At 57.8% G+C, this 19,250-nt stretch carries 20 protein-coding genes and 1 riboswitch; of the genes, 9 read left to right on the plus strand and 11 right to left on the minus strand.

The genetic code is table 11. The features are described from left to right. Positions 1-231 precede the first annotated feature (231 nt). Together bsh and ACQRAQ_RS06020 are read right to left on the minus strand one after the other, a co-directional pair. On the minus strand, positions 232-1,197 hold the full coding sequence (gene bsh, locus ACQRAQ_RS06015) for a choloylglycine hydrolase (protein WP_427719772.1): 966 nt from the start codon (positions 1,195-1,197) through the stop codon (positions 232-234). A 244-nt stretch (positions 1,198-1,441) separates the two neighbouring features. After that, the gene (locus ACQRAQ_RS06020; protein WP_427794243.1) at positions 1,442-1,861 is read right to left on the minus strand and encodes a peptide deformylase; all 420 of its coding nucleotides are present in this window, start codon (positions 1,859-1,861) and stop codon (positions 1,442-1,444) included. Between the two features lie 193 nt (positions 1,862-2,054). Here ACQRAQ_RS06020 and ACQRAQ_RS06025 point away from each other — a divergent pair, with 193 nt between their 5' ends. Together ACQRAQ_RS06025 and ACQRAQ_RS06030 are read left to right on the plus strand one after the other, a co-directional pair. After that, the gene (locus ACQRAQ_RS06025) at positions 2,055-3,365 is read left to right on the plus strand and encodes an NCS2 family permease (RefSeq protein ID WP_427794244.1); all 1,311 of its coding nucleotides are present in this window, start codon (positions 2,055-2,057) and stop codon (positions 3,363-3,365) included. A gap of 136 nt (positions 3,366-3,501) precedes the next feature. Next, entirely contained in the window at positions 3,502-4,167 is a 666-nt protein-coding gene (locus ACQRAQ_RS06030) for an alpha/beta hydrolase (protein ID WP_427794245.1), read from the plus strand. Positions 4,168-4,226: 59 nt separating this feature from the next. Here ACQRAQ_RS06030 and ACQRAQ_RS06035 read toward each other — a convergent pair whose 3' ends face one another. The 4 genes from ACQRAQ_RS06035 to ACQRAQ_RS06050 all read right to left on the minus strand — a co-directional run bounded on the left by ACQRAQ_RS06035 (position 4,227) and on the right by ACQRAQ_RS06050 (position 8,781). After that, a complete protein-coding gene (locus ACQRAQ_RS06035) occupies positions 4,227-5,561 on the minus strand; it encodes a uracil-xanthine permease family protein (protein WP_427794246.1) in 1,335 nt (444 codons plus the stop codon). 122 nt (positions 5,562-5,683) lie between these two features. After that, positions 5,684-6,817 carry a 5-methyltetrahydropteroyltriglutamate--homocysteine S-methyltransferase gene (locus tag ACQRAQ_RS06040; protein ID WP_427794247.1) on the minus strand — a complete coding sequence of 378 codons (1,134 nt, stop codon included), beginning with the start codon at positions 6,815-6,817 and terminating at the stop codon, positions 5,684-5,686. A 148-nt stretch (positions 6,818-6,965) separates the two neighbouring features. Further along, positions 6,966-7,862, minus strand: a complete 897-nt coding sequence (locus ACQRAQ_RS06045) for a LysR family transcriptional regulator (RefSeq protein WP_427747880.1) — start codon at positions 7,860-7,862, stop codon at positions 6,966-6,968. Positions 7,863-7,872: 10 nt separating this feature from the next. Beyond that, positions 7,873-8,781: an HAD-IIB family hydrolase gene (locus ACQRAQ_RS06050; protein ID WP_427794248.1), complete on the minus strand. Its 909-nt coding sequence runs from the start codon at positions 8,779-8,781 to the stop codon at positions 7,873-7,875. 161 nt (positions 8,782-8,942) lie between these two features. Continuing rightward, positions 8,943-9,053: riboswitch (TPP riboswitch) on the plus strand. Between the two features lie 51 nt (positions 9,054-9,104). Between ACQRAQ_RS06050 and thiM the strand changes: the two genes are divergently transcribed. From thiM to ACQRAQ_RS06065, 3 genes are read left to right on the plus strand one after another with little or no spacing between them, the layout of a single operon-like run. Next, on the plus strand, positions 9,105-9,944 hold the full coding sequence (thiM, locus tag ACQRAQ_RS06055; RefSeq protein ID WP_370450622.1) for a hydroxyethylthiazole kinase: 840 nt from the start codon (positions 9,105-9,107) through the stop codon (positions 9,942-9,944). Between the two features lie 3 nt (positions 9,945-9,947). Beyond that, positions 9,948-10,289 (plus strand): thiamine-binding protein, encoded by a 342-nt coding sequence (locus ACQRAQ_RS06060; RefSeq protein WP_427719764.1) that lies wholly within the window; start codon positions 9,948-9,950, stop codon positions 10,287-10,289. Continuing rightward, entirely contained in the window at positions 10,286-10,981 is a 696-nt protein-coding gene (locus tag ACQRAQ_RS06065; protein ID WP_427794249.1) for a thiamine phosphate synthase, read from the plus strand. Before ACQRAQ_RS06060 ends, ACQRAQ_RS06065 begins: the two co-directional genes overlap by 4 nt. Positions 10,982-11,337: 356 nt before the next feature. Here ACQRAQ_RS06065 and ACQRAQ_RS06070 read toward each other — a convergent pair whose 3' ends face one another. Further along, positions 11,338-12,207, minus strand: a complete 870-nt coding sequence (locus ACQRAQ_RS06070; protein ID WP_427794250.1) for a patatin-like phospholipase family protein — start codon at positions 12,205-12,207, stop codon at positions 11,338-11,340. Between the two features lie 258 nt (positions 12,208-12,465). On the opposite strand from ACQRAQ_RS06070, the gene ACQRAQ_RS06075 reads away from it, so the two are divergent. The 4 genes from ACQRAQ_RS06075 to ACQRAQ_RS06090 all read left to right on the plus strand — a co-directional run bounded on the left by ACQRAQ_RS06075 (position 12,466) and on the right by ACQRAQ_RS06090 (position 15,530). Beyond that, a complete protein-coding gene (locus ACQRAQ_RS06075) occupies positions 12,466-13,089 on the plus strand; it encodes a flavodoxin family protein (RefSeq protein WP_427728306.1) in 624 nt (207 codons plus the stop codon). 184 nt (positions 13,090-13,273) lie between these two features. After that, positions 13,274-13,615, plus strand: coding sequence for an arsenate reductase family protein (locus tag ACQRAQ_RS06080; RefSeq protein ID WP_427794251.1), 342 nt, complete (start codon positions 13,274-13,276; stop codon positions 13,613-13,615). Positions 13,616-13,701: 86 nt separating this feature from the next. Beyond that, positions 13,702-14,832 carry a GTP-binding protein gene (locus ACQRAQ_RS06085; RefSeq protein ID WP_427747510.1) on the plus strand — a complete coding sequence of 377 codons (1,131 nt, stop codon included), beginning with the start codon at positions 13,702-13,704 and terminating at the stop codon, positions 14,830-14,832. Between the two features lie 98 nt (positions 14,833-14,930). Beyond that, positions 14,931-15,530 carry a tRNA (cytidine(34)-2'-O)-methyltransferase gene (locus ACQRAQ_RS06090; RefSeq protein ID WP_427794252.1) on the plus strand — a complete coding sequence of 200 codons (600 nt, stop codon included), beginning with the start codon at positions 14,931-14,933 and terminating at the stop codon, positions 15,528-15,530. A 130-nt stretch (positions 15,531-15,660) separates the two neighbouring features. Here the strand turns inward: ACQRAQ_RS06090 and ACQRAQ_RS06095 are convergent, their stop codons facing one another. The 4 genes from ACQRAQ_RS06095 to ACQRAQ_RS06110 all read right to left on the minus strand — a co-directional run bounded on the left by ACQRAQ_RS06095 (position 15,661) and on the right by ACQRAQ_RS06110 (position 19,229). After that, entirely contained in the window at positions 15,661-16,722 is a 1,062-nt protein-coding gene (locus ACQRAQ_RS06095) for a hypothetical protein (protein WP_427794253.1), read from the minus strand. A gap of 9 nt (positions 16,723-16,731) precedes the next feature. Further along, positions 16,732-17,403 carry a DUF4230 domain-containing protein gene (locus ACQRAQ_RS06100; protein ID WP_427794254.1) on the minus strand — a complete coding sequence of 224 codons (672 nt, stop codon included), beginning with the start codon at positions 17,401-17,403 and terminating at the stop codon, positions 16,732-16,734. 214 nt (positions 17,404-17,617) lie between these two features. Further along, positions 17,618-18,433, minus strand: coding sequence for an FxLYD domain-containing protein (locus ACQRAQ_RS06105; RefSeq protein ID WP_427794255.1), 816 nt, complete (start codon positions 18,431-18,433; stop codon positions 17,618-17,620). Positions 18,434-18,626: 193 nt separating this feature from the next. Continuing rightward, positions 18,627-19,229: a recombinase family protein gene (locus ACQRAQ_RS06110; protein WP_427794256.1), complete on the minus strand. Its 603-nt coding sequence runs from the start codon at positions 19,227-19,229 to the stop codon at positions 18,627-18,629. Positions 19,230-19,250 lie beyond the last annotated feature (21 nt).

Genomic DNA, 19,250 nt, shown 5'->3' on the forward strand with positions numbered 1-19,250 from the left:
ATATCTTCTCGGACGAGCTTGGCAACGGCAACGAAGCCGGTAGGGACATGAACTTCGACCCCACCGAGCTGCTCGGGAGCGTCGCCGATACGCCCGAACAGCAGCAGCTCGACGGCCTCGAGAGCGAACAACTCAACGACGCCAACTTCTAACGACGTCGCGCGTCGACGACAGCGGCCCTGCGCCTCACGGGAGGCGCAGGGCCGCTTTGCATTGCAGTAAAACCGCCGGCTACGAACGACGCGGCTCGGGAACCACGAGCCTATCGGGGCTCGCGCCCTCGGCATCCATCAGGCTCACGTAGCGAATCGACGGATCCTCATACGTTGAGTAATAGTAATTGCCCGTGCGCGCGCTAAAGCATCCGGTGTAGATAGTCTTCTCGAACTTGCCGTCACCCATCTTGGACGCACCCTCGATCATCGCCACCCCCTCGAGCGAGCGGAACATGCGAATGACGTTCTCGGCCTCGCTGTCTTTTTGCGGGTAATTGGCATTGAGGTATGCCGCCTTTACAAAACGGCTCGGCGAATAGCAGTCACCCGGAATACCGCGCATGCCGGCACCCGCGCCATAGGGCTTGAGCTCGGCGCCACGCCATGTCGCCGTCTGAGGAAAATCGCTTGTGGCGGTGATATAGGTGCGCAGGTTTTCCATGTGCCACGGGAAGGTCGGCTGATTGGCAAGGGTGTCGACCGGATCGTCGTATACATGCAGACCGTCAGCCATCATCTCGACCACGATGCTGCGCCGGCTGTCGCCGATAATCCAATGGAGCAGCGACACACCCAGCCCCTCTCCGGCAGATTTGGCAACAATCACCGTGTCGCGCAGCGCAGCCTCGACCTCGTCGACCGTCGAGAACGTCGCTGCCACCCACAGGGGAAACTCATAGGCCGCGATATTGGTCTTTCCATCAACCGGATCCTCGGCATACTCGGCATAACCGGGAAAGTTGAGCCCTGCCACAGCCAGACCCGCATCGTTACCACAGTCGAAAAACATAGGATAGTTCTTGTAATCGATGCACATGCCGATTACCGCGTGTGCCGCCGACGCATCGTCGATAAACGAATACGGGATATGGAACCCGCGGGGCATCACGCGAACCTGTTGGCCGTAGCTAAAGCTCCAGTCGAGGTTGCGACCCAGATACATGTTGCCGGAATTATCGGTAAATCGAATGCTCGTGCACATGGCGCCTCCTAGCCATTCGTCCTTGCTAAGCTCATTGTTACCAAACAAATAGGCGCTAAACACAAAAGCCCGGACATGACAATAACGTCACGCCCGGACCACACAAGCAAGATAAACTCAACCAAGTCAACCCCGCAGGTCGTCTAAGGAGTCAAAATACCGCAGATTGCCACGAAAGAGGAGCGAAGCGTACTTAAGGTACGCGAGCGACGATTGAGCGGCAAGGTGCGGCGCTTTGGTCCCCTTAGACCAATTTTCCAAGACAGTGATCGATCATATGCTGGATCATTTGTGCCTCAAAGCCCGTGTAGTCGCGGCGGCACTCCTTCATCTTGCCGTCGACGATCTGGTCAAAGGCAACCTTGCACTTGATATAGCGCGTGGACTTGGTGATTTCGTCGTGCGTCAGGCAGCTCTCCTCCATCTTGCTGGCGCCCAGGCCAAACACCAGACGGGGGTTGTAGAGCACGTGGGGCTCGCCGGCGTCGTCCAGATAGACGCAGACCTTCTTGGTGACGCCAATCTGGTTGGCGGCAAGGCAGCCGGCGTCCTCGAGCGACTTGATGGTATCGATCAGATCCCGTGCGACCGACTCGTCCTCGACAGTCGCAACCTCGCAACGCTGGGACAGGATAGCCTCGTCGCGGCAGAGCTCTTTAATCATACGTTCCTCCAAAGAGTTCAATGTAACTGCTTAAGTATACGGTACCTACATATTTTCATGCGAAAAATACCGTCCGCCTGTTACAAAGCGCCGAACTTCAACATGCGAGAAGCATCGACCTTCCAAAGGCGATATAGTAGGTAAGTTCGTGTCAATCGGCCTAAACTCGGGGCCGAACAAGGAAAGGGTATGCATGGACGAACTATTTCACGTCAGCGAGCGCAAGTCCACGATCGGGACCGAACTCCGCGCTGGACTGACAACATTCCTGGCGATGGCCTACATCATCGCCGTCAACCCCGCGGTGCTCTCGGGCGCTGGCATCGATGCGGGAGCGCTCGCCTGCGCCACCTGCCTGGGCGCCGGCATCATGACCATCTGCATGGGCATCTTCGCCAACCGCCCGCTCGCCTGCGCGTCGGGCTTAGGCGTCAACGCGATGATCGCTGGAATCACCACCACCGTCTGCGGCGGTGACTGGCACGTGGCCATGAGCGTCATCTTCCTTGAGGGCGTCGTCATCTTGCTGCTCGTGCTTTGTGGCCTGCGCGAGGCCATCATGGATGCCATCCCGGTTGTCCTGCGTCACGCCATCTCGGTGGGCCTGGGCCTGTTCATCGCCATGATTGGCCTGTGCGATGCCGGCATTATCACCGCTGGCGCCGGTACACTCGTCGGTCTGGGCGACATCACCTCCCCCACCTTCATCGTCGGCATTATCTCCATCCTGGTGACAGTCGCCCTCGCCTGCCGCAACGTCCCCGGCTCGCTGCTCATCGGCATCATCGTCGCCGTTATCGCCGGTATCCCCCTAGGTGTGACCCATGCTCCGACCGGTATTATCGCCCCGCTCGACTTCTCGAGCATCGGTGGCCCCATCGCCGACGCCGGCGGCGTGCCCGCCATCGTCAAGGTCCTTACCGACCCCACGCTCCTCGTCATCTCGTTCTCGCTGCTCATGAGTGACTTCTTCGACACCATGGGCACCGCGATGGCCGTGGCCAAGCAGGGCGAGTTCCTCACCGACGACGGCAACGTCGAGAATATCAAGGAGATCCTGCTCGTCGACTCCGCCGCCGCTGCTGTGGGCGGTTTTATGGGCGTCTCCTCCATCACCACCTTCGTCGAGTCCACCTCTGGCGCTGCCGACGGTGGCCGCACGGGCCTCACCTCCGTCACCACCGGCGTGCTGTTCATTCTCGCCGCGTTCTTCTCCCCCATCGTCACCATCGTTTCCAGCGCCGCCACCTGCGGTGCTCTGGTCTACGTCGGCTACCTCATGATGAGCGAGGCCTCCGAGATCGACTGGTCCGACGTGTCGCAGGGTTTCCCAGCGTTCATGATTGTCGCCGGCGTGCCCTTCACCTACTCCATCTCTGCCGGCATCGGGCTGGGCTTTATCGCCTACGTGGTCGTCGCGCTCTTTAAGGGCGAGGCCTCCAAGATCAAGCCGCTCATGTGGATCGCAGCACTCGCCTTCCTCGTCTACTTCTTTGTAGCGTAAGGGCAAAGCTGCCAAAGCAAAACCTCAAGGCGCAGAGTCGTATCAAGCGGCTCTGCGCCTTTCTTTTAGCGACGGTCCCTACGCCGACGTGCGACAATCGTATTTGTAGATGTCGAAATGCAGAGAGAAGCTTGTCATGGAAGCGCGTCAAAAGCAGATAACCATTCATTCAAAGCATGTCGAAAGCGCGCCCGTCATTTACCTTCCCGCGGCCATGGGTGATGGCACCGAGGTCTATAGCCGTTGTCTTGAGCTTGATTGCCCGCCATTCACCCTGGTCGCCATTGGCGGGCTCGATTGGAATCGCGAGCTGAGCCCTTGGGAATGCGACGGAACCGTGCGCGATGCCGAGCCCTTTGGTGGACAGGCGTTCGAGTTTCTCGATGAACTGCTGAATCGGATAATCCCAGAGGTCGAGCCATCACTTCCCTGCCCGCCTACCTGGCGCGGCATTGCCGGTTACTCATTGGCGGGCCTCTTTTCGCTTTGGTCGCTCTGGCAGACCGATGCCTTTGACCGCGCCGCAAGCGCATCGGGGTCCCTATGGTTTCCCGGATTTCTCGATTACGCACACGGGCACACGATGCCAGCCGCGCCCAACGCCGTTTATCTATCACTCGGCAAAAAGGAGACCAAGACGCCCAACCGCATGATGCGGCACGTACTCGACGACACGCGCGCAATGGAAAAACTACTCGGCGACCGAGGCATCCCCGCGACCTTCGAGCTCAACCCCGGTAACCACTTTGCCCAAACCGGTCTGCGCATGGCCCGCGGCATACACTGGATACTGACGCATTAAAAATGGCGCCCACGCGTACGCACGGGCGCCATTTTTTTTGATTTAGCTGAACACAACTACTACTCGACAGTCTCCTCGAGTTCAGAAACGGCGAACTCAAAGTCGTTGCCGGGCAGAATCGCGTTGAGCACGATGCCCACCAGCGAGCCCACGGCAAGGCCCGAAAGCGAAATCGTCACGCCGCCCAGCTCCAGCACGATGGCACCGGCGGCGCTGTAGGCAATGCCGAGTGAAAGCACGAGCACCAGAGCGGCCACCAGCACGTTGCGGTTGTTCTGGAAATCGACCTGGTTCTCGATGAGGTTACGGACGCCCACGGCGCTGATCATGCCATAGAGCACGAGCGACACGCCGCCGATAACGCATGCCGGCATGGCGGCGATCACGGCAGCGAACTTGGGGCAGAACGAAAGCACGATGGCGCAGCACGCGGCAATGCGAATCACGCGCGGGTCAAACACGCGCGTCAGGGCGAGCACGCCGGTGTTCTCGCCATACGTGGTGTTAGCCGGAGCGCCAAAGAGCGAAGCCAGAATCGTGGCGAGACCATCACCGAGCAGCGTGCGATGCAGGCCGGGATCGGCGATGTAGTTGCGCTCGCAGGTGGAGCCAATAGCGGATATATCGCCGATATGCTCAATCATGGTTGCAAAGGCCAGCGGCATGATGGTGATGATGGCCGTCGTGGCAAGGCCGCTATCGAACTGCGGCCCAAAGAGTGCAAACACCGTGTTGTCCCACACGACAGGCAAGCCAAGCCAGGGAGCGGCTGCGACGCCGGAGAAATCGACCTCGCCCAGCGCAGCCGCAACGGCATAGCTCACCACGACGCCCAGTAAAATCGGCACGATCTTGACCATGCCGCGACCCCAAATATTGCAGATGACGATTACGGCGACGGCAACCACGGCAACGAGCCAGTTAGTCTGGCAGTTGGCAATAGCGGAACTCGCCAGGATCAGACCGATCGAAATGACAATGGGGCCAGTCACCACCGGCGGGAAGAAGCGCATGACGCGCTTGGCGCCAAACGCGCGGAAGAGCGCCGCAAGCACCGGGTAGAGCAAACCGGCGCAGGCAACGCCCAGGCAAGCGTAGGGCAAGAGCTCGGCCTCGCCGTTGGGCGCGATTGCGGCATAACCGGCAATAAAGGCAAACGATGAGCCCAAAAATGCGGGGACCTTACCGCGTGACAGGAAGTGGAATAGCAGCGTGCCCAAGCCGGCAAACAAAAGCGTTGCCGATACCGAAAGGCCGGTGAGCACGGGCACCAGCACCGTGGCACCAAACATGGCAAACAGGTGCTGCAGACCGAGCAGGAACATGCGCGGGCAGCCGAGCGACGAAGCGTCGTAGATGGCATCGGTGACGGCGGGCGTCGAGGACTGGGACATGGATGTCCTTTCGAATGGAAGGGCGCTCGGGCATAGCGGATAACCTGCCCGAACGATACGGTCCGAACCATTGTACGCGATACACCATGTCTCGCACGCGCCGTCACTTGCAAACGGTACCGCTATTTCCAAACATGTTCGGCAATACGCTTGACCAGCGCGATCTTTGCCCACTGCTCGCCTTCGGTCAGCTTGTTGCCAATCTCGCAGCTGGCAAAGCCACACTGCGGAGACAGATACAGATTCTCAAGCGGCACGTACTTTGCTGCCTCATGAATACGCTCGACGATCGCGTCCTCGTCCTCGAGCTCGGCTGCCTTGGTGGTCACCAGGCCCAACACGACCTTCTTACCGGGCGCAACATACCTGAGCGGCTCAAAACCACCGGCGCGCGGAGTGTCGAACTCAAGATAGAACGCGTCAACGTCCTCATGCGCAAACAGGTACGGGGCGATGGGATCATAGCCGCCCTCAAAGGCATAAGTAGAGTGGTAGTTGCCACGGCATACATGCGTATTGATCACCAAGTCGTCAGGCTTGCCCGCGATGGCAGCATTGTTGAGCGCCACGCCCAGCTCGCTCACCTTTTGCAGGTCAACCGGGCTCATGCCGGTCTTGGACACAAAGTCAGTATCGCAATAGATGCCCCAGGTGCAGTCATCAAATTGGATGTTGCGGCAACCCGCGGCATACAGATCGGCGATCACGGTGCGGTATGCTGCGGTGATGGCATCGGCGAGCTCTTCGTCGGTCTTGTAGACGGCGCGCAGGCTCTCCTGCTGGCCATCGCAGCGGTCGAGCGTGACTTCGGAGAACGTCTGGATCGGCGCCGGAATGGTTTGCCGCGCAACCTGGCCCTCGCCCTCAAGCGCCTTAACAAACTTGAAGTGCTCGACGAACGGATGGTTCTCGCCGCTAATAGGCCCGGTCACCACGGCGGTGTCGGCGGTAGTCTCCTCATCGTGGAACATATAGCCCGTACGCGAGGTGCGGCGCTCGATGCCGTTGAGACCCCACATAAAATCGAGGTGCCAGTAGCTGCGGCGGAACTCGCCGTCGGTGATGACCTGCAGGCCGGCGGCCTTTTGCTTTGCCACCAAATCGCGAATGGCCTCGTCCTCGACTGCCTTAAGTCCCTCGGCATCAAGCGCGCCTGCCGCATAGGCAGCGCGGGCGTCCTTTACGGCCTGCGGACGAAGAAAACTGCCGACGATATCGGCGCGAAACGGCGCTTTGAGCTGGGTGGAATTGCTCATAGGAATCTCCTTTTGCATGGACTGCTTTAGCGAGAAAGAGTATGAGCGCACTCCTGGTTATCGTAAAATATGCGTTTATATATGTTTGCCATATAGTTTTCCTATATCCATTTCGACAGCTCAAGACAGCAACATCAAACGCTACCGGTTAGATATGCCTCCGGATGGCCTCGACATAAGCCTGTCCATAGCGCGTGAGCGTCGTATTCTTGCGCGTGATAATGCCAATCTCCATGTATTCATCCACATCGAGCGGAATCGAGATAATACCGGGGCCATTAAGCTCGTGGCTAATCACGCCCGAACACACCGTGTAGCCGTTGAGACCCATGGCTAGGTTGAACAACGTCGCACGGTCGCGCACGCGGATATTCTTGCGGCGCTCAAACGTCGAGGTCAGTTCCTCGGAATAGTAAAACGAGTTGTAGCTGCCCTGTTCATAGGATAGGAACGGATAGTCTTCCAAGTCCTCGAGCGTCACGCTGGCGTGGTCCGCCAGTGGATGGTCGGCGCATACAAAGACGTGCGGCGTGGCGCAGAAGAGTCCTTCGAATACGAGCTCGTTGGCCGCCAGCATGCGCTCGATAACCTCGCGGTTATGTTCGGATAAGTACAGAATGCCCAGTTCACTCTTCATGTGCGCGACATCTTCGATGATCTCGTGAGTCTGTTCCTCGCGCAGGGTAAAGTCGTAGCGCGCGGCATCGAACTCACGGATCACGTCGACAAACGCATTAACGGCAAAGGAATAATGCTGACAGCTCACACTAAAGTGCGGCACCTGCTCGGATGCACCCTTGTACTTATCCTCGAGCAGATCGGCCTGATCGAGTACCTGGCGCGCGTAGCCCAAGAATGTCTCGCCTTCCTCGGACACAATGACGCCCTTGTTGGTGCGCTCAAAGATGTGCACACCCATCTCGTTTTCGAGATCGCGAATCGACGCGGTAATCGAAGGCTGCGACACAAAGAGCCGGCGCGAGGCCTCGGTAATGCTGCCGCATTCGGCAACCTTAACAACATACCTGAGCTGCTGAAGCTTCATGACTTTCTCCCTAGACGTTCGCGACGCCATGACCCGTCGCGTCCACCTGGCGCATAAACGACGGCATCGCCCCCGTCGCGGCGCAGGCGGCAATCTCATGCAGAGCCCCGGCAACCGCATCGTCTGCCGCAGCACCGATATGCCAACGCGCGGAAGCCGTGACGGCCTCATTGGCATTGGCGACTGCAACGGAGTTGGGAACGGCATTAATCATGGGCAGATCGTTATCGGAATCGCCGAACACCGCCACCTCGTCGGGCGTTAGGCCCAAAGCACGCGCCAGCTCCAGCGTGGCACAGCCCTTGTCCCAACCAGCCGGAAGAATGTCAAACAGGCGCACTCGGTTGTTGGGAAACACAAGCGAGAGTTCCGGCACCTCGGCGGCAACGCGCTCGCGTAGCTCCGCGAGCCCTTCACGCGAACGGGCACTCCAGATATTCGCCTTGAACACCGGCGCGTCACCGACAACGGGACGGCACGGGGCCTCTTCGCCTTTGAGCCACGCGTTGCCGCCCGACTCCATAGCGCGACGCACGCGCTCGGGGTCGCTCGTCACGCAATAGGCGTCATTGTCCCAATAGTCATCGCCCAGGCTGTAGACCTTCAGATAGGTATCATCGGTCTCTTGCTCCAAGTAGTCAGCCAAGCGAATAAGGGCGGCGTTATCGGTCGCATGCGAGGCTACCACCTCGCCGTCGACAAACATGACCTGGCCGTTGCAGAACGCACCGGTCGAGAAGCACTCGGAACGATTACGAAACATCCAGCCCATCGCGGAAGGCTGACGGCCCGAAACCGGGCCAAAGTGCAGGCCCGCCGCCTGCATGGCATGAATGCCCTCGATGGCGTAGTCGCTGGCGCCGTCATGCCCGGCTGGAATCAACGTATCGTCCATATCGGTCAGCACAAGTTTGATCATAGAGTCCCCCAGTCATTTTCACCGTATCCATTGTAGCGACCTGCCAATAAGGGACAGGTTTATTTTGGCAGGTTTTATCTGGGAAAATGCGACACCCCAGTTGCCACCTACCAAAATAAACCTGTCCCTTTTTGGCAGGTGCGCTAGTATAGGGAACAACAGATTCGATGCGGGAGTGCCGGCGGTGCAAACCACAAGGCTGAGAGGGCATGGGGCCCAATCCTTTGAACCTGTCAGTTAATGCTGGCGTAGGGAGCATGCCGCCTTTACAGGGGCGCTGTCTATGCACAGCGCCCCTTTTCTATGCCAAGGAGGCATGTGCAGTGATTGATTCGAAACAGCTTAAACAAAATGTGGTCAAGGCCGTGGAGGAGATTCGCGCCACCAACCCGATGGCCGGCTCCATCACCAACACGGTGACGATCGACTTTGTCGCCAACGCGCAGCTCGCCGTAGGCGGTTCGGCCGCCATGGTCTATCTGCCCGACGAGGGCGAGGCGCTCGTTGCCGGCGGCGGCGCCATCTATCTCAACATGGGCACGCTCTTCCCCATCTACGAGCAGACGATTCCCCGTGCGGCCAAGGCGGCACACGACGCCGGCAAACCCTGGGTGCTCGATCCGGTGGGCCTGGGCATCGGTAGCCTGCGCACCCAGCTGGTAAACGAGCTCAAGCAGTACAAGCCTGCCATCGTGCGCGGCAACGCCTCCGAGATCATCGCGCTCGCCGGCCTGTGGGGTCTTGAAGGCGAGGCGGCTGACCTGAGCCGCGTGCGCGGTGTCGATACCACCGATACGGTCGACGCCGCCCGCGGCGCTGCCGTGGCACTCGCCCGCTACACCGGCGGCGCCGTAGTGGTCTCGGGCGAAGTCGACCTGATTACCGACGGCACGACCGTGGCCAAGTCCCACGGCGGCAGCCCGCTCATGTCCAAGATTACCGGCTGTGGCTGCTCGCAGGGCGGCGTCCTGGCCGTGTACGCTTGCGCCGCCGATCCGTTTACGGCAGCCATCTGCGGTACCGCTGTCTACAACGTTGCCGGCACGCGTGCCGCCGCTGTCGCTGATGCCCCGGCAAGCTTTAAGGTCGCCTTTATCGACGAACTCTACCGCGCGACCGCTCAGGATATTGCGAATAACCACCTCGAGCTCGAGGAGGCATAAGCCATGTCCGAACCCGCAACCGCTGCCGACATGAACACGCTCGTCGCCGTAGCCATCGCCCCGTGCGGCACAGGCGACGAGCTGTCCGCCGAGGTCGCCGAGGTCGTGCGCGTCATTCGCGAGAGCGGCCTTCCCAACCGCACCACCTCGATGTTCACCGAGATCGAGGGCGACTGGGACGAGGTCATGCAGGTCGTACGCGACGCAACCTTTGTGTTGGCAAGCAAGGGCATCCGCACCGAAGTCGTGCTCAAAGCCGATATTCGACCCGGTTTTACCGACACCATGACCGGCAAACTCGAGCGCATGGAAGCGCAGATCAAAAAGCAGGAGGAAGCACGATGAGCATCCGCGACAACCTTGATATCTCGGCCTATCTGGTACTCGGCCCCGAAAACACGCTGGGACGTCCCGTGGGCGATGTGGTAGCGCAGGCGCTCGATGCCGGCTTTACCTGCATCCAGGTGCGCTCCAAGGTGGCAAGTGCCCGCGAGATCATCGCGCTGACGGGCGACGCCGCGCAGGCTATCGCTCGCGCCGGCAAGACCGGCAAGGTCGCCCTGCTTATCGACGACCGTCTGGACTGCGTACTCGCCGCACGCGAACAGGGTATCTCCGTCGACGGCGTGCATGTGGGCCAGAGCGATATTCCCGTCGAGGTCTGCCGCAAGCTTCTGGGCCCCGATGCCATCGTGGGCCTCTCGGCCCGTTGCGAGGAAATGCTCGAGTACGTCAAGACCGCCGACATGAGCCTAGTCGACTACCTGGGCATCGGCCCGCTCCACGAGACCGAGACCAAGCGCGACTGTGGACGCGCGGCAGATGGCTCCATCATCACCAAGAGCTTTGAGGACCTGGCTGCGCTCCATGAGGCAAGCCCCGTTCCCATCGTGGTCGGCGGCGGCGTCAAAAAAGCCGATCTGCCGCAGCTCAAGGCCACCGGCGTCGACGGCTTCTTTGTGGTGAGCGCCGTCTGCAGCGCTGACGACCCCCACGCCGCAGCCAAGGAGCTTGTCGACACCTGGCAGCAGGCATAGGCATAGGCCGAGCAGCTGATTCGCAGCCTCATATCTTCAATAGCGGAAAGCGCATCCCAGTTTGGACCTCCATTCTGGGATGCGCTTTCCATATAGAGAGTCAGCGGGAAACTGTGTCCCAGTCTAGACGTAGATTCCGGGATGCACTTTCCGGAATCCGCCGTCTGGGAAACTGTATCCCGTTCTGGGCGCAAATTCTGGGACACGCTTTCCGAAATCCGCCCAACGGGAAACTGTGTCCCAAACTACGGCCGAAAAGTGGGGCACGCTTTCCCGAGCGGTCTCCATGGGAAACTATGCCCCATTTCGAAGGCTCATTCTGAGATGCACTTTCCGCCGAGTCAGCGACCGTGGCTCTACCCTGCCAGATACACCTCTAGTGCGGGCAACGTGGCCTCCGCATCACGACGACCGACCTGGTAGATACGTTCGAGCTCCTCTGGCTCACGACACAGCGATGGCACCTTCACCGATTCGCTCGGACGCACCACAAAAACCTCGTCGCCGGCCTCGCGACGCGTCAGGTCATCGAGCGTGGCGTTATAAACCTCGTGCCGGTGCTCAAGCGCCGCGACAAACTCTGGATAGCGGCGAAACACGCGGCGCAGCATAGGCATCAAGCTATTGGGTTGTTTCACAAAGCCCGCCGGCTGCGTCAGCACCACGATGTTACGGTCATACCCCTGCGCAAACAGCCATGCGCTGGGAATAGAATCGGCCACACCGCCATCCAGATATCGATGTCCATCAATCCAGACGGGCTTGGTCGCCACGGGAATCGCCGACGATGCCCGAATCCACTCGATATCGCGCTCGTCGCCATACGGCAGATCGTGATAGACGGCCTTGCCCGTCTCGATATCGGTACACACGCACGTAAATCGCATGGGGCAGGCGCGATACGCCTCCAAGTCGATGGGATCGCGCTCGATAGGCACCTCGTGATAGGCAAAATCGGCATTGAACATATCGCCGGTTCGCAGCCAGCTGGTCACGCTCGCATAGCGCTTGTCGGCACAATAGGCTTTGTTGTAGCGAATGGCGCGGCCGATCTGGCGCGATTTAAAGTTGTAGCCAAACGCCGCGCCCGCCGAGACACCCACCATATGATCGCAGGTCAAACCGTGCTCCATCCAAACGTCGAGCACGCCCGCCGTATACATACCGCGGTAGCCGCCTCCCTCGAGCGCAAGCCCCACCGTGCGCGTCGTATCCGGCTGTGCCATGCAACCATCTCCGTTCCCATGCTTTTGAACTCAACAAGTATATCTGTCAACGTATGCCGTCAAAAACGTGTTTATAAGCATTTATCGAACGTTTCCCAATGCATTCCCCATGCCGTACCGCAATGCCCCTAGATGGCCTTAGGCATGAACGCCCTTAAGAACGTTGCGGGATAAACATCGCCCGCACCATGCCAACGTCATCGCACGCAACGTGAGATAATTCTCAGCAGAAGTCACCGACAGCAGAGGGAGTTTGTGATGAAGGTTCTTTTGGTCAATGGCAGTCCCAAGGCAAACGGCAACACCGCCCGCGCACTCGCCGAAGTCGCCGAGCAGCTCAATGCCGAAGGCATTGATACCGAGGTGTTTCAGCTGGGCGCCAAGCCCATTCGCGATTGTATCGGTTGCGGCCAGTGCGGCAAGCTTGGCGGTCGCTGCACCTTTGACGACGACGTGGTGAACGAGCTCATCGCTGCCGCTGAGCAGGCAGACGGCTTTGTCTTTGGCTCACCCGTCTACTATGCGCACCCCAGCGGACGCATCCTTTCGGCCCTCGATCGCGCCTTCTATGCGGGCGGGCACGCCTTTGCGCACAAGCCCGGCGCCGCGGTCGCTGTCGCCCGTCGCGGTGGCACGTCGACCACCTTCGATGTGCTCAACAAGTACTTCACCATCAACCAGATGCCCGTAGTCGCCTCCACGTACTGGAACAACGTCTTTGGTCGCGTGCCCGGCGACGCCGATGGGGATGCCGAGGGCCTTGCCACCATGCGCAACATCGGCAAGAACATGGCCTGGCTCCTGCAATGTATCGAAGCAGGACAGGCCGCCGGCATCAGCGCGCCCGAAGCCGATCGCGAGCGCACCAACTTCATTCGATAAGTCCAGCGGTGGTCACCTCGATGTTCTATCAATGTCAGCGAAAAGCCAGCTGATGAGGCGAGGTGCCTTGAAAGAGGAGGGCGCTGGGCTGTTGCCCGCGCCCGACGATTGAAAGGCAGATTGCCCATCAGATGGCTTTGCAGCGTCGAGGTGACCGCCGTTCGTTAGAACGGCGGAACATGCTATGAACGTGCAAATCTTCGGCACCAAAAAGTCCTTCGATACCAAGAAGGCCCAGCGCTATTTTAAGGAGCGCCGCATTAAGGTGCAGTTTATTGACCTTAAGGAAAAGGAGATGAGCAAAGGCGAGCTCACGAGCGTGATGCAGGCGGTCGGCGGCATCGACAAGCTGCTCAACCCCAAAGCCAAGGACGAGGAGGCACTCGCACTTATCCAGCACCTCACTCCCAGCCAGCGCTTTGATAAGCTGCTCGAGAATCAGCAGGTACTGGCCGAGCCCATCGTGCGCAACGGCAAAAAGGCCACCGTCGGTTATTGCCCCGATGTATGGGGAGCCTGGGAGTAGCCTGTGTTATTTGCCGGCACGTGGGTATAAGAGCAGGCGTTTGGCATATGATTTTACTGTAAGCCATGTCTAACAAAGGAGGGCACATGCCCAACAAACCCGTGAAGATCATCATGCTTACCGGATACCTCGGTGCCGGCAAGACCACGCTGCTCAACCATATCCTCGCCAACGACGGCGGTATCCGCGCCGCCGTGATCGTCAACGATATCGGCGAGATCAACGTCGACGCCAGCCTTATCGCCGACGGTGGCCTTTCTGAGACCGACGACCTCATCCCGCTCACCAACGGCTGCATCTGCTGCACGCTTTCGGACGACCTGGCCAACCAGCTGCAGGGCATTGCCGATTCGGGCAATTTCGACTACATCATCATCGAGGCCTCCGGTATTTGCGAGCCCATCCCCATCGCCTACACCATCTCGAGCTTCTGCGACGAGGCCAAAGTGGGCGGCGAACCCAAGCTCGCGCTCGACAACATCGTTGCCGTGGTCGACTGCGCCCGCATGTACGACGAGTTCAACGGCGGTCGCGACCTGCTGGCCGAGGATATCGACGAGGACGACATCGAGAGCCTGCTCATCCAGCAGATCGAGTTTTGCTCCACGCTGATCCTCAACAAGACCGATACCGTGAGCCCTGAGCAGATCGCCGAGCTCAAGGCCATCGTGCGCAGCCTGCAGAAGGACGCCGTGATTGTCGAGGCTCAAAACGGCGAGGTCCCCATGGAGGAGCTGCTCGATACCGATCGCTTCGACTTTATGCGCGCCTACAACTCCGCCGCCTGGATCGAGGCCATGGAGCATCCCGAGGAGCACGACGACCCCGAGGTGCTCGAGTACGACATCGAGACCTTTGTGTACTCGCGCCGTAAGCCGTTTGACCTGCAGAAGTTCACCGATTTTGTTGAGCAGGAGTGGCCCGACGAGGTCATTCGCGTCAAGGGTCCGCTGTGGCAGACCGGCGATCCGGACATGTGCTACATGTTCGAGCAGGCCGGCCGCCAGATGCGCCTGATGGAGAACGGCCTGTTTGTCGACTCGGCGCCCGAGGGCGAGAAGCAGAAGATCATCGACGAGAACCCCGAGATCATGCAGATTTGGGACGACGAGACGGGCGACCGCATGACGAGCCTGTGCATCATCGGCCGTCACATGGACAAGGATGCGCTCATCGCCGCCCTTGATGCCTGCCTGACCGACTGGCACCGCGCTTAGGTTATCCAAGTGGGCGTTTTCCGCCCACGTAACCATCAAACCACCACGAAGGCGACTGCCCCTTCGTGGTGGTTTTTCGTTCTATGCCAAGGAGATTCATGTTCAATATCGTGCTGTATGCGCCCGAGATTCCGGCCAATACGGGTAATATCGGCCGTACCTGCGTGGTCACCGGCGCCCGCCTGCATCTGGTGGAGCCACTGGGCTTTTCGCTCGACGACAAAACGGTGCGTCGCGCCGGCCTGGGCTACTGGCAAAACTTGGACGTGACGACCTATGCCAGCTGGGAGGGTTTCCTTGCGCGCAATGACCTTTCCCCCGCCGACGACCGCTTGCATCTGCTGACCAAAAAGGCACGCCGAACCTATGCGCAAAGCACTTACCGTGACGGCGACTATTTGGTCTTTGGCAGCGAGAGCTCGGGCATTCCCGAAGGGCTGCTCGCCGCGGCGCCCGAGCGCTGCGAGCGCATCCCGATGCTGCGCGATTGCGATTCGCTTGGCAACGCCGAGGCATGGGAAGCCCACGAGGAATCACTCGGACATACCGAGGACGGCCATGAGGCCATCCTTCGGCAGGATATCTGCGGCAACTTCGTCAATCCGGACGACTACCGCATCAGCGCACTCAACCTCTCCAACAGCGCCGCCATCGTCCTCTACGAAGCCCTGCGCCAGACAGGCTTTGCCGGCATGTAAAAACCTGCCATTAGGGGACGGGGCAGAAATGGTAGACTTTCAAACTCTCTAGTCCTTGACAAAATGGTTTTGACATCAAATGCGGCAAAGGGACAGTCCCTTTGCCGCATTTGGCTGCTAGCAATTCACGTCAGAATTCAACTTCAAATACAAATGACTGCCGAAGTTCCCGCTTAGCTTGGCTTGTCAGGCTCGAATTCGCCCTTATGTTCAGCTTGCTGCATGCCTCATCGATAGCCATAGCAAGCGATACGGACATGGTCATGGTCGTCTCGCTTTTCAATTCAACCCGATAGCTCTTCGCCTTGTTTTTATCCTCTCCACCGCATCTCGTTTCGATTAACAAGAGAATGTCAGAGTCATGGGCATACCAATGGAGTTCAGGGCGCTGTGGAACCATGTCTCCCTCAAATTCCTGTGTAAACAGGATTTTCTTCTCATTTCTCGTTAAATCGCTCAAAGAGCCGTTGATTCGAGCCGAGCCCTTCTTTCCCGCTTTGGCATTTCCCTTAACCTGGTGGCCTCTCCGAGTTTCCTCGTACTCCGTCACCTCCAACTTGCAGCGCTTCGCGCCAAGCATGAACGCAATCCGTCTCAACTCGGCCATCTTGTCTTGTTGCATGGTTGCGAAATAAGAGTCAAGATCAACAAAGCGAGACCGATCAAAAGCATCTATGTAATATGTGGAATAAAGAGATGGTTTAGGGTAGAAAGACAATTCGCTATCCCCGATTGCCTCGCGGTACAGATTGAAAATCTGCGTACCCTTAACGGTATCCAGCCAACCAATGGCATCCCTACAGGCGTCGATGCCCCGACGCTCATTTCCGTCAACAATTCGAATCATATTCGGCAAATAAAATGAAGGACTCTGATAGGTCTCCTTGGTTACCGGCCTGTATCTATTAAGCTGCTGCTGGTATGCCCAATCGTTGATGGCGTCACCGATATCCGCAGCAGCACCTGCCGCACCATCGGCCGCATCAGCAATAGCCGCCAAGGCGTCATCGACCATCGGAGTTGCAGCACACATTACACCATCGGCAACTTTCTGTACGGTTGCAACCGCGCCCGCCATCGCGCTTCCGGCGCCATCAACCAACCCGGCAGCGGCCTTACGGATATCAAAGCTCTGCTTATGTCGCGACAGCTCCTCCCTTTCGACAACAGCTAGATCGTCTTTATCCTCCATAGTGACCTCCTATTTCCGATAGTCGAAATCAACCGTATATTCATCGCCAAATGCCGAGTTGAACATCGCACGGATATTTGCTTCGGCGTTCACTCGAGCCTCTTCGAGCAGCTTGCCATCCTTGATGGCCTCGCTTTCACTCCGCTCCTTGCACTGCGCTTCAAACGCCGTGACATCTTTGACCTCAATGGGGTTGAGGATGTTGTTGCGTTCCTCGAGAGCACCCGACTTATTCATATCCGGCGTGTTCGAGATTACATAAGGCTCATCCATCGTAATGGTCAGCTTTTTCTTGTTTGTATGTATCTCTGCCGTCTCGAGATTCACACCCGCCTTAATGGTTCCCACATAGCGGTACCAAAAGCTGTTTTCCGTAAACGGGATATCAAACCAATCGAAGAACCTCTTGGTATCCGTCACCTTATCGACAATCGCATAGTTCTGCGATGCAGAAACCATCTCGTTCTGGGAAGCGATGCGTTCAAACACGACCGACGGGGAAAGCGTATTGGGGGTCGTTTCTTTCGCGCCCGCAGCTTTGCCGTTACTAAAGATGGTAATGAAAAGTACAGCCACAATCACTCCGCCAAGCGCCAGGCCCGCAAAGAATACCTTGGGCTTTGTCAGGATTCTCCCGAGTTTCGCTTTCAGCGCCCCCATGCCTTCCTCCATCTCATCCATCCCCTATTCCTTTCAAAATCCCTGTTATTTAAGAAACTGCCGTGGGTTATACCTCATGCCTTAATTGTCGTTTTCAGCATGTCTTTAGACGAGGGCAGTTGTTTGCAATCCGAAATAATACACATTCGTTCGCAGCACTTGTTGCTCAATATTTGGCATAAAACGGGCAGGTCAACCATTCATTGCCGATTAACCCGCCCCTTCCGTGCAGAACTTATTTATTTACATCGTAGCTGGAAACAGATGCGACAACGCGCGCAGCGTCAACATCGGACATTGCCTCGAACTTGACTTTCTCACCCGGCGCCCACGAAGAAGTGTCCGCATAGGTCTCCTCCGCTTTGATGTCATCTGCATCATAGAGAGCAAGTGTCAGGCTGACGTTAGAGAACGATATACCAGAGGTGTTCTCAACTACCGCCGTATACGTATACAGACCGTAACCGTCATCCGATTTTTCGAAATTTGCTCCCTGAATCAAACTGTTGATGGCATCCTCATAGCAGGTCTTCTCTGTTACGGACTTTCCATTCTTAATTAAGTCGTTGAAATCATCCTTATATTTTTCCCCTACTTCCAGCCCGTAATTATCAACAAGCTTCTTGAGTTGCGCAGACCGCTTATCGTAGACTTTATTCCACTCTTCGTAATAATCCGCAGACGATTGCGAGTAGTCCTCGGTCACCTTAAGCTGGTCATCAAGCAGATTCAGATATGTGATTACGTCTTGTTGCATCTTGGAATCCTTAAACCTAGCGTTCTTGAGTTCCTTGTCGTTCTTGATTTCGGCCTCAATAGCTTCCTGGATGTTCTCGGTTGAATGAGGATCATCATCGTTTGCATTAGATTCAATGACGTCGAACCTTCTCTCGAACCCGGCGGCGATAACATTCATCGCCTTATCGTCGACATATTTCGACTTTGCAGCGTTTGCATCATTCTGTGAACAGGCCGAAATGAACCCCAGAGAACAGGTGAGCAGAACAAGCAAACCCATCATGGGCATCTTTTTAGTAATATTTCGTTTCATGACTATTTCCCTTCGATTGACGTTACAGCTCATAACCCCTCGTCAAAAAGCAGACGAATTGGCAACACGGTGGCACTATTTGGTTCCAGGGCGTGAACTGGATAAACATCGAGGGAAGGAGTGGCTCTGTGCAATAAACTCCCCTCTTCAAAATGTCTAGTTAAAGAGGACGGACAGACGGCGAACGGTCATATCAGTTCGTGTCCGCCCGTCTCCAACGATCGAACGTCGATACGCTGACGTTCAGGGGCGTTGCGGCCTCTCGCCTCGTAACTTCATCCCCTTCGAATGATTTGATGACATCGTTATAGCCATCCGGGCGTTCGAGCGCCGGCCTCCCAAATCTCACGCCACGCAGGCGCGCCGACGCGATACCCTCCGCCTGGCGCTGCTTGATGTTCTCGCGCTCCAGCTGCGCCACGTAGCTCAAGATCTGAAGGACCAGATCCGCCATGAACGTTCCCGTGATGCCATCGGGTTGCTCGCGCGTATCGAGTAACGGCATAACAAGCACCACGATGGCAGCACGCCTATCCACCGTGATGCGTCGCCATTCATCGAGGACTTCACGATAATCGCGACCTAAACGGTCGATACTTTTGATCACGAGAACGTCACCCTCGCGCAACCTGCGAAGAAGACGCTGGTACTGGGGACGTCTAAAGTTCTTACCGCTTGCCTTGTCAGCGTAAATCTGACCCTGTTGAACGGGAAACCTTCCCAGTGCGTCTAACTGGCGGTCCAAGTTCTGGTCCGCGGAAGAGACACGCACATACCCAAAGATTCGATTGTCCATAATTGCCCCTATCGGCCGCCT

Origin of the sequence: Collinsella sp. SGI.178 (genome assembly GCF_050313495.1) — a bacterium.
GTDB lineage: Bacteria > Actinomycetota > Coriobacteriia > Coriobacteriales > Coriobacteriaceae > Collinsella.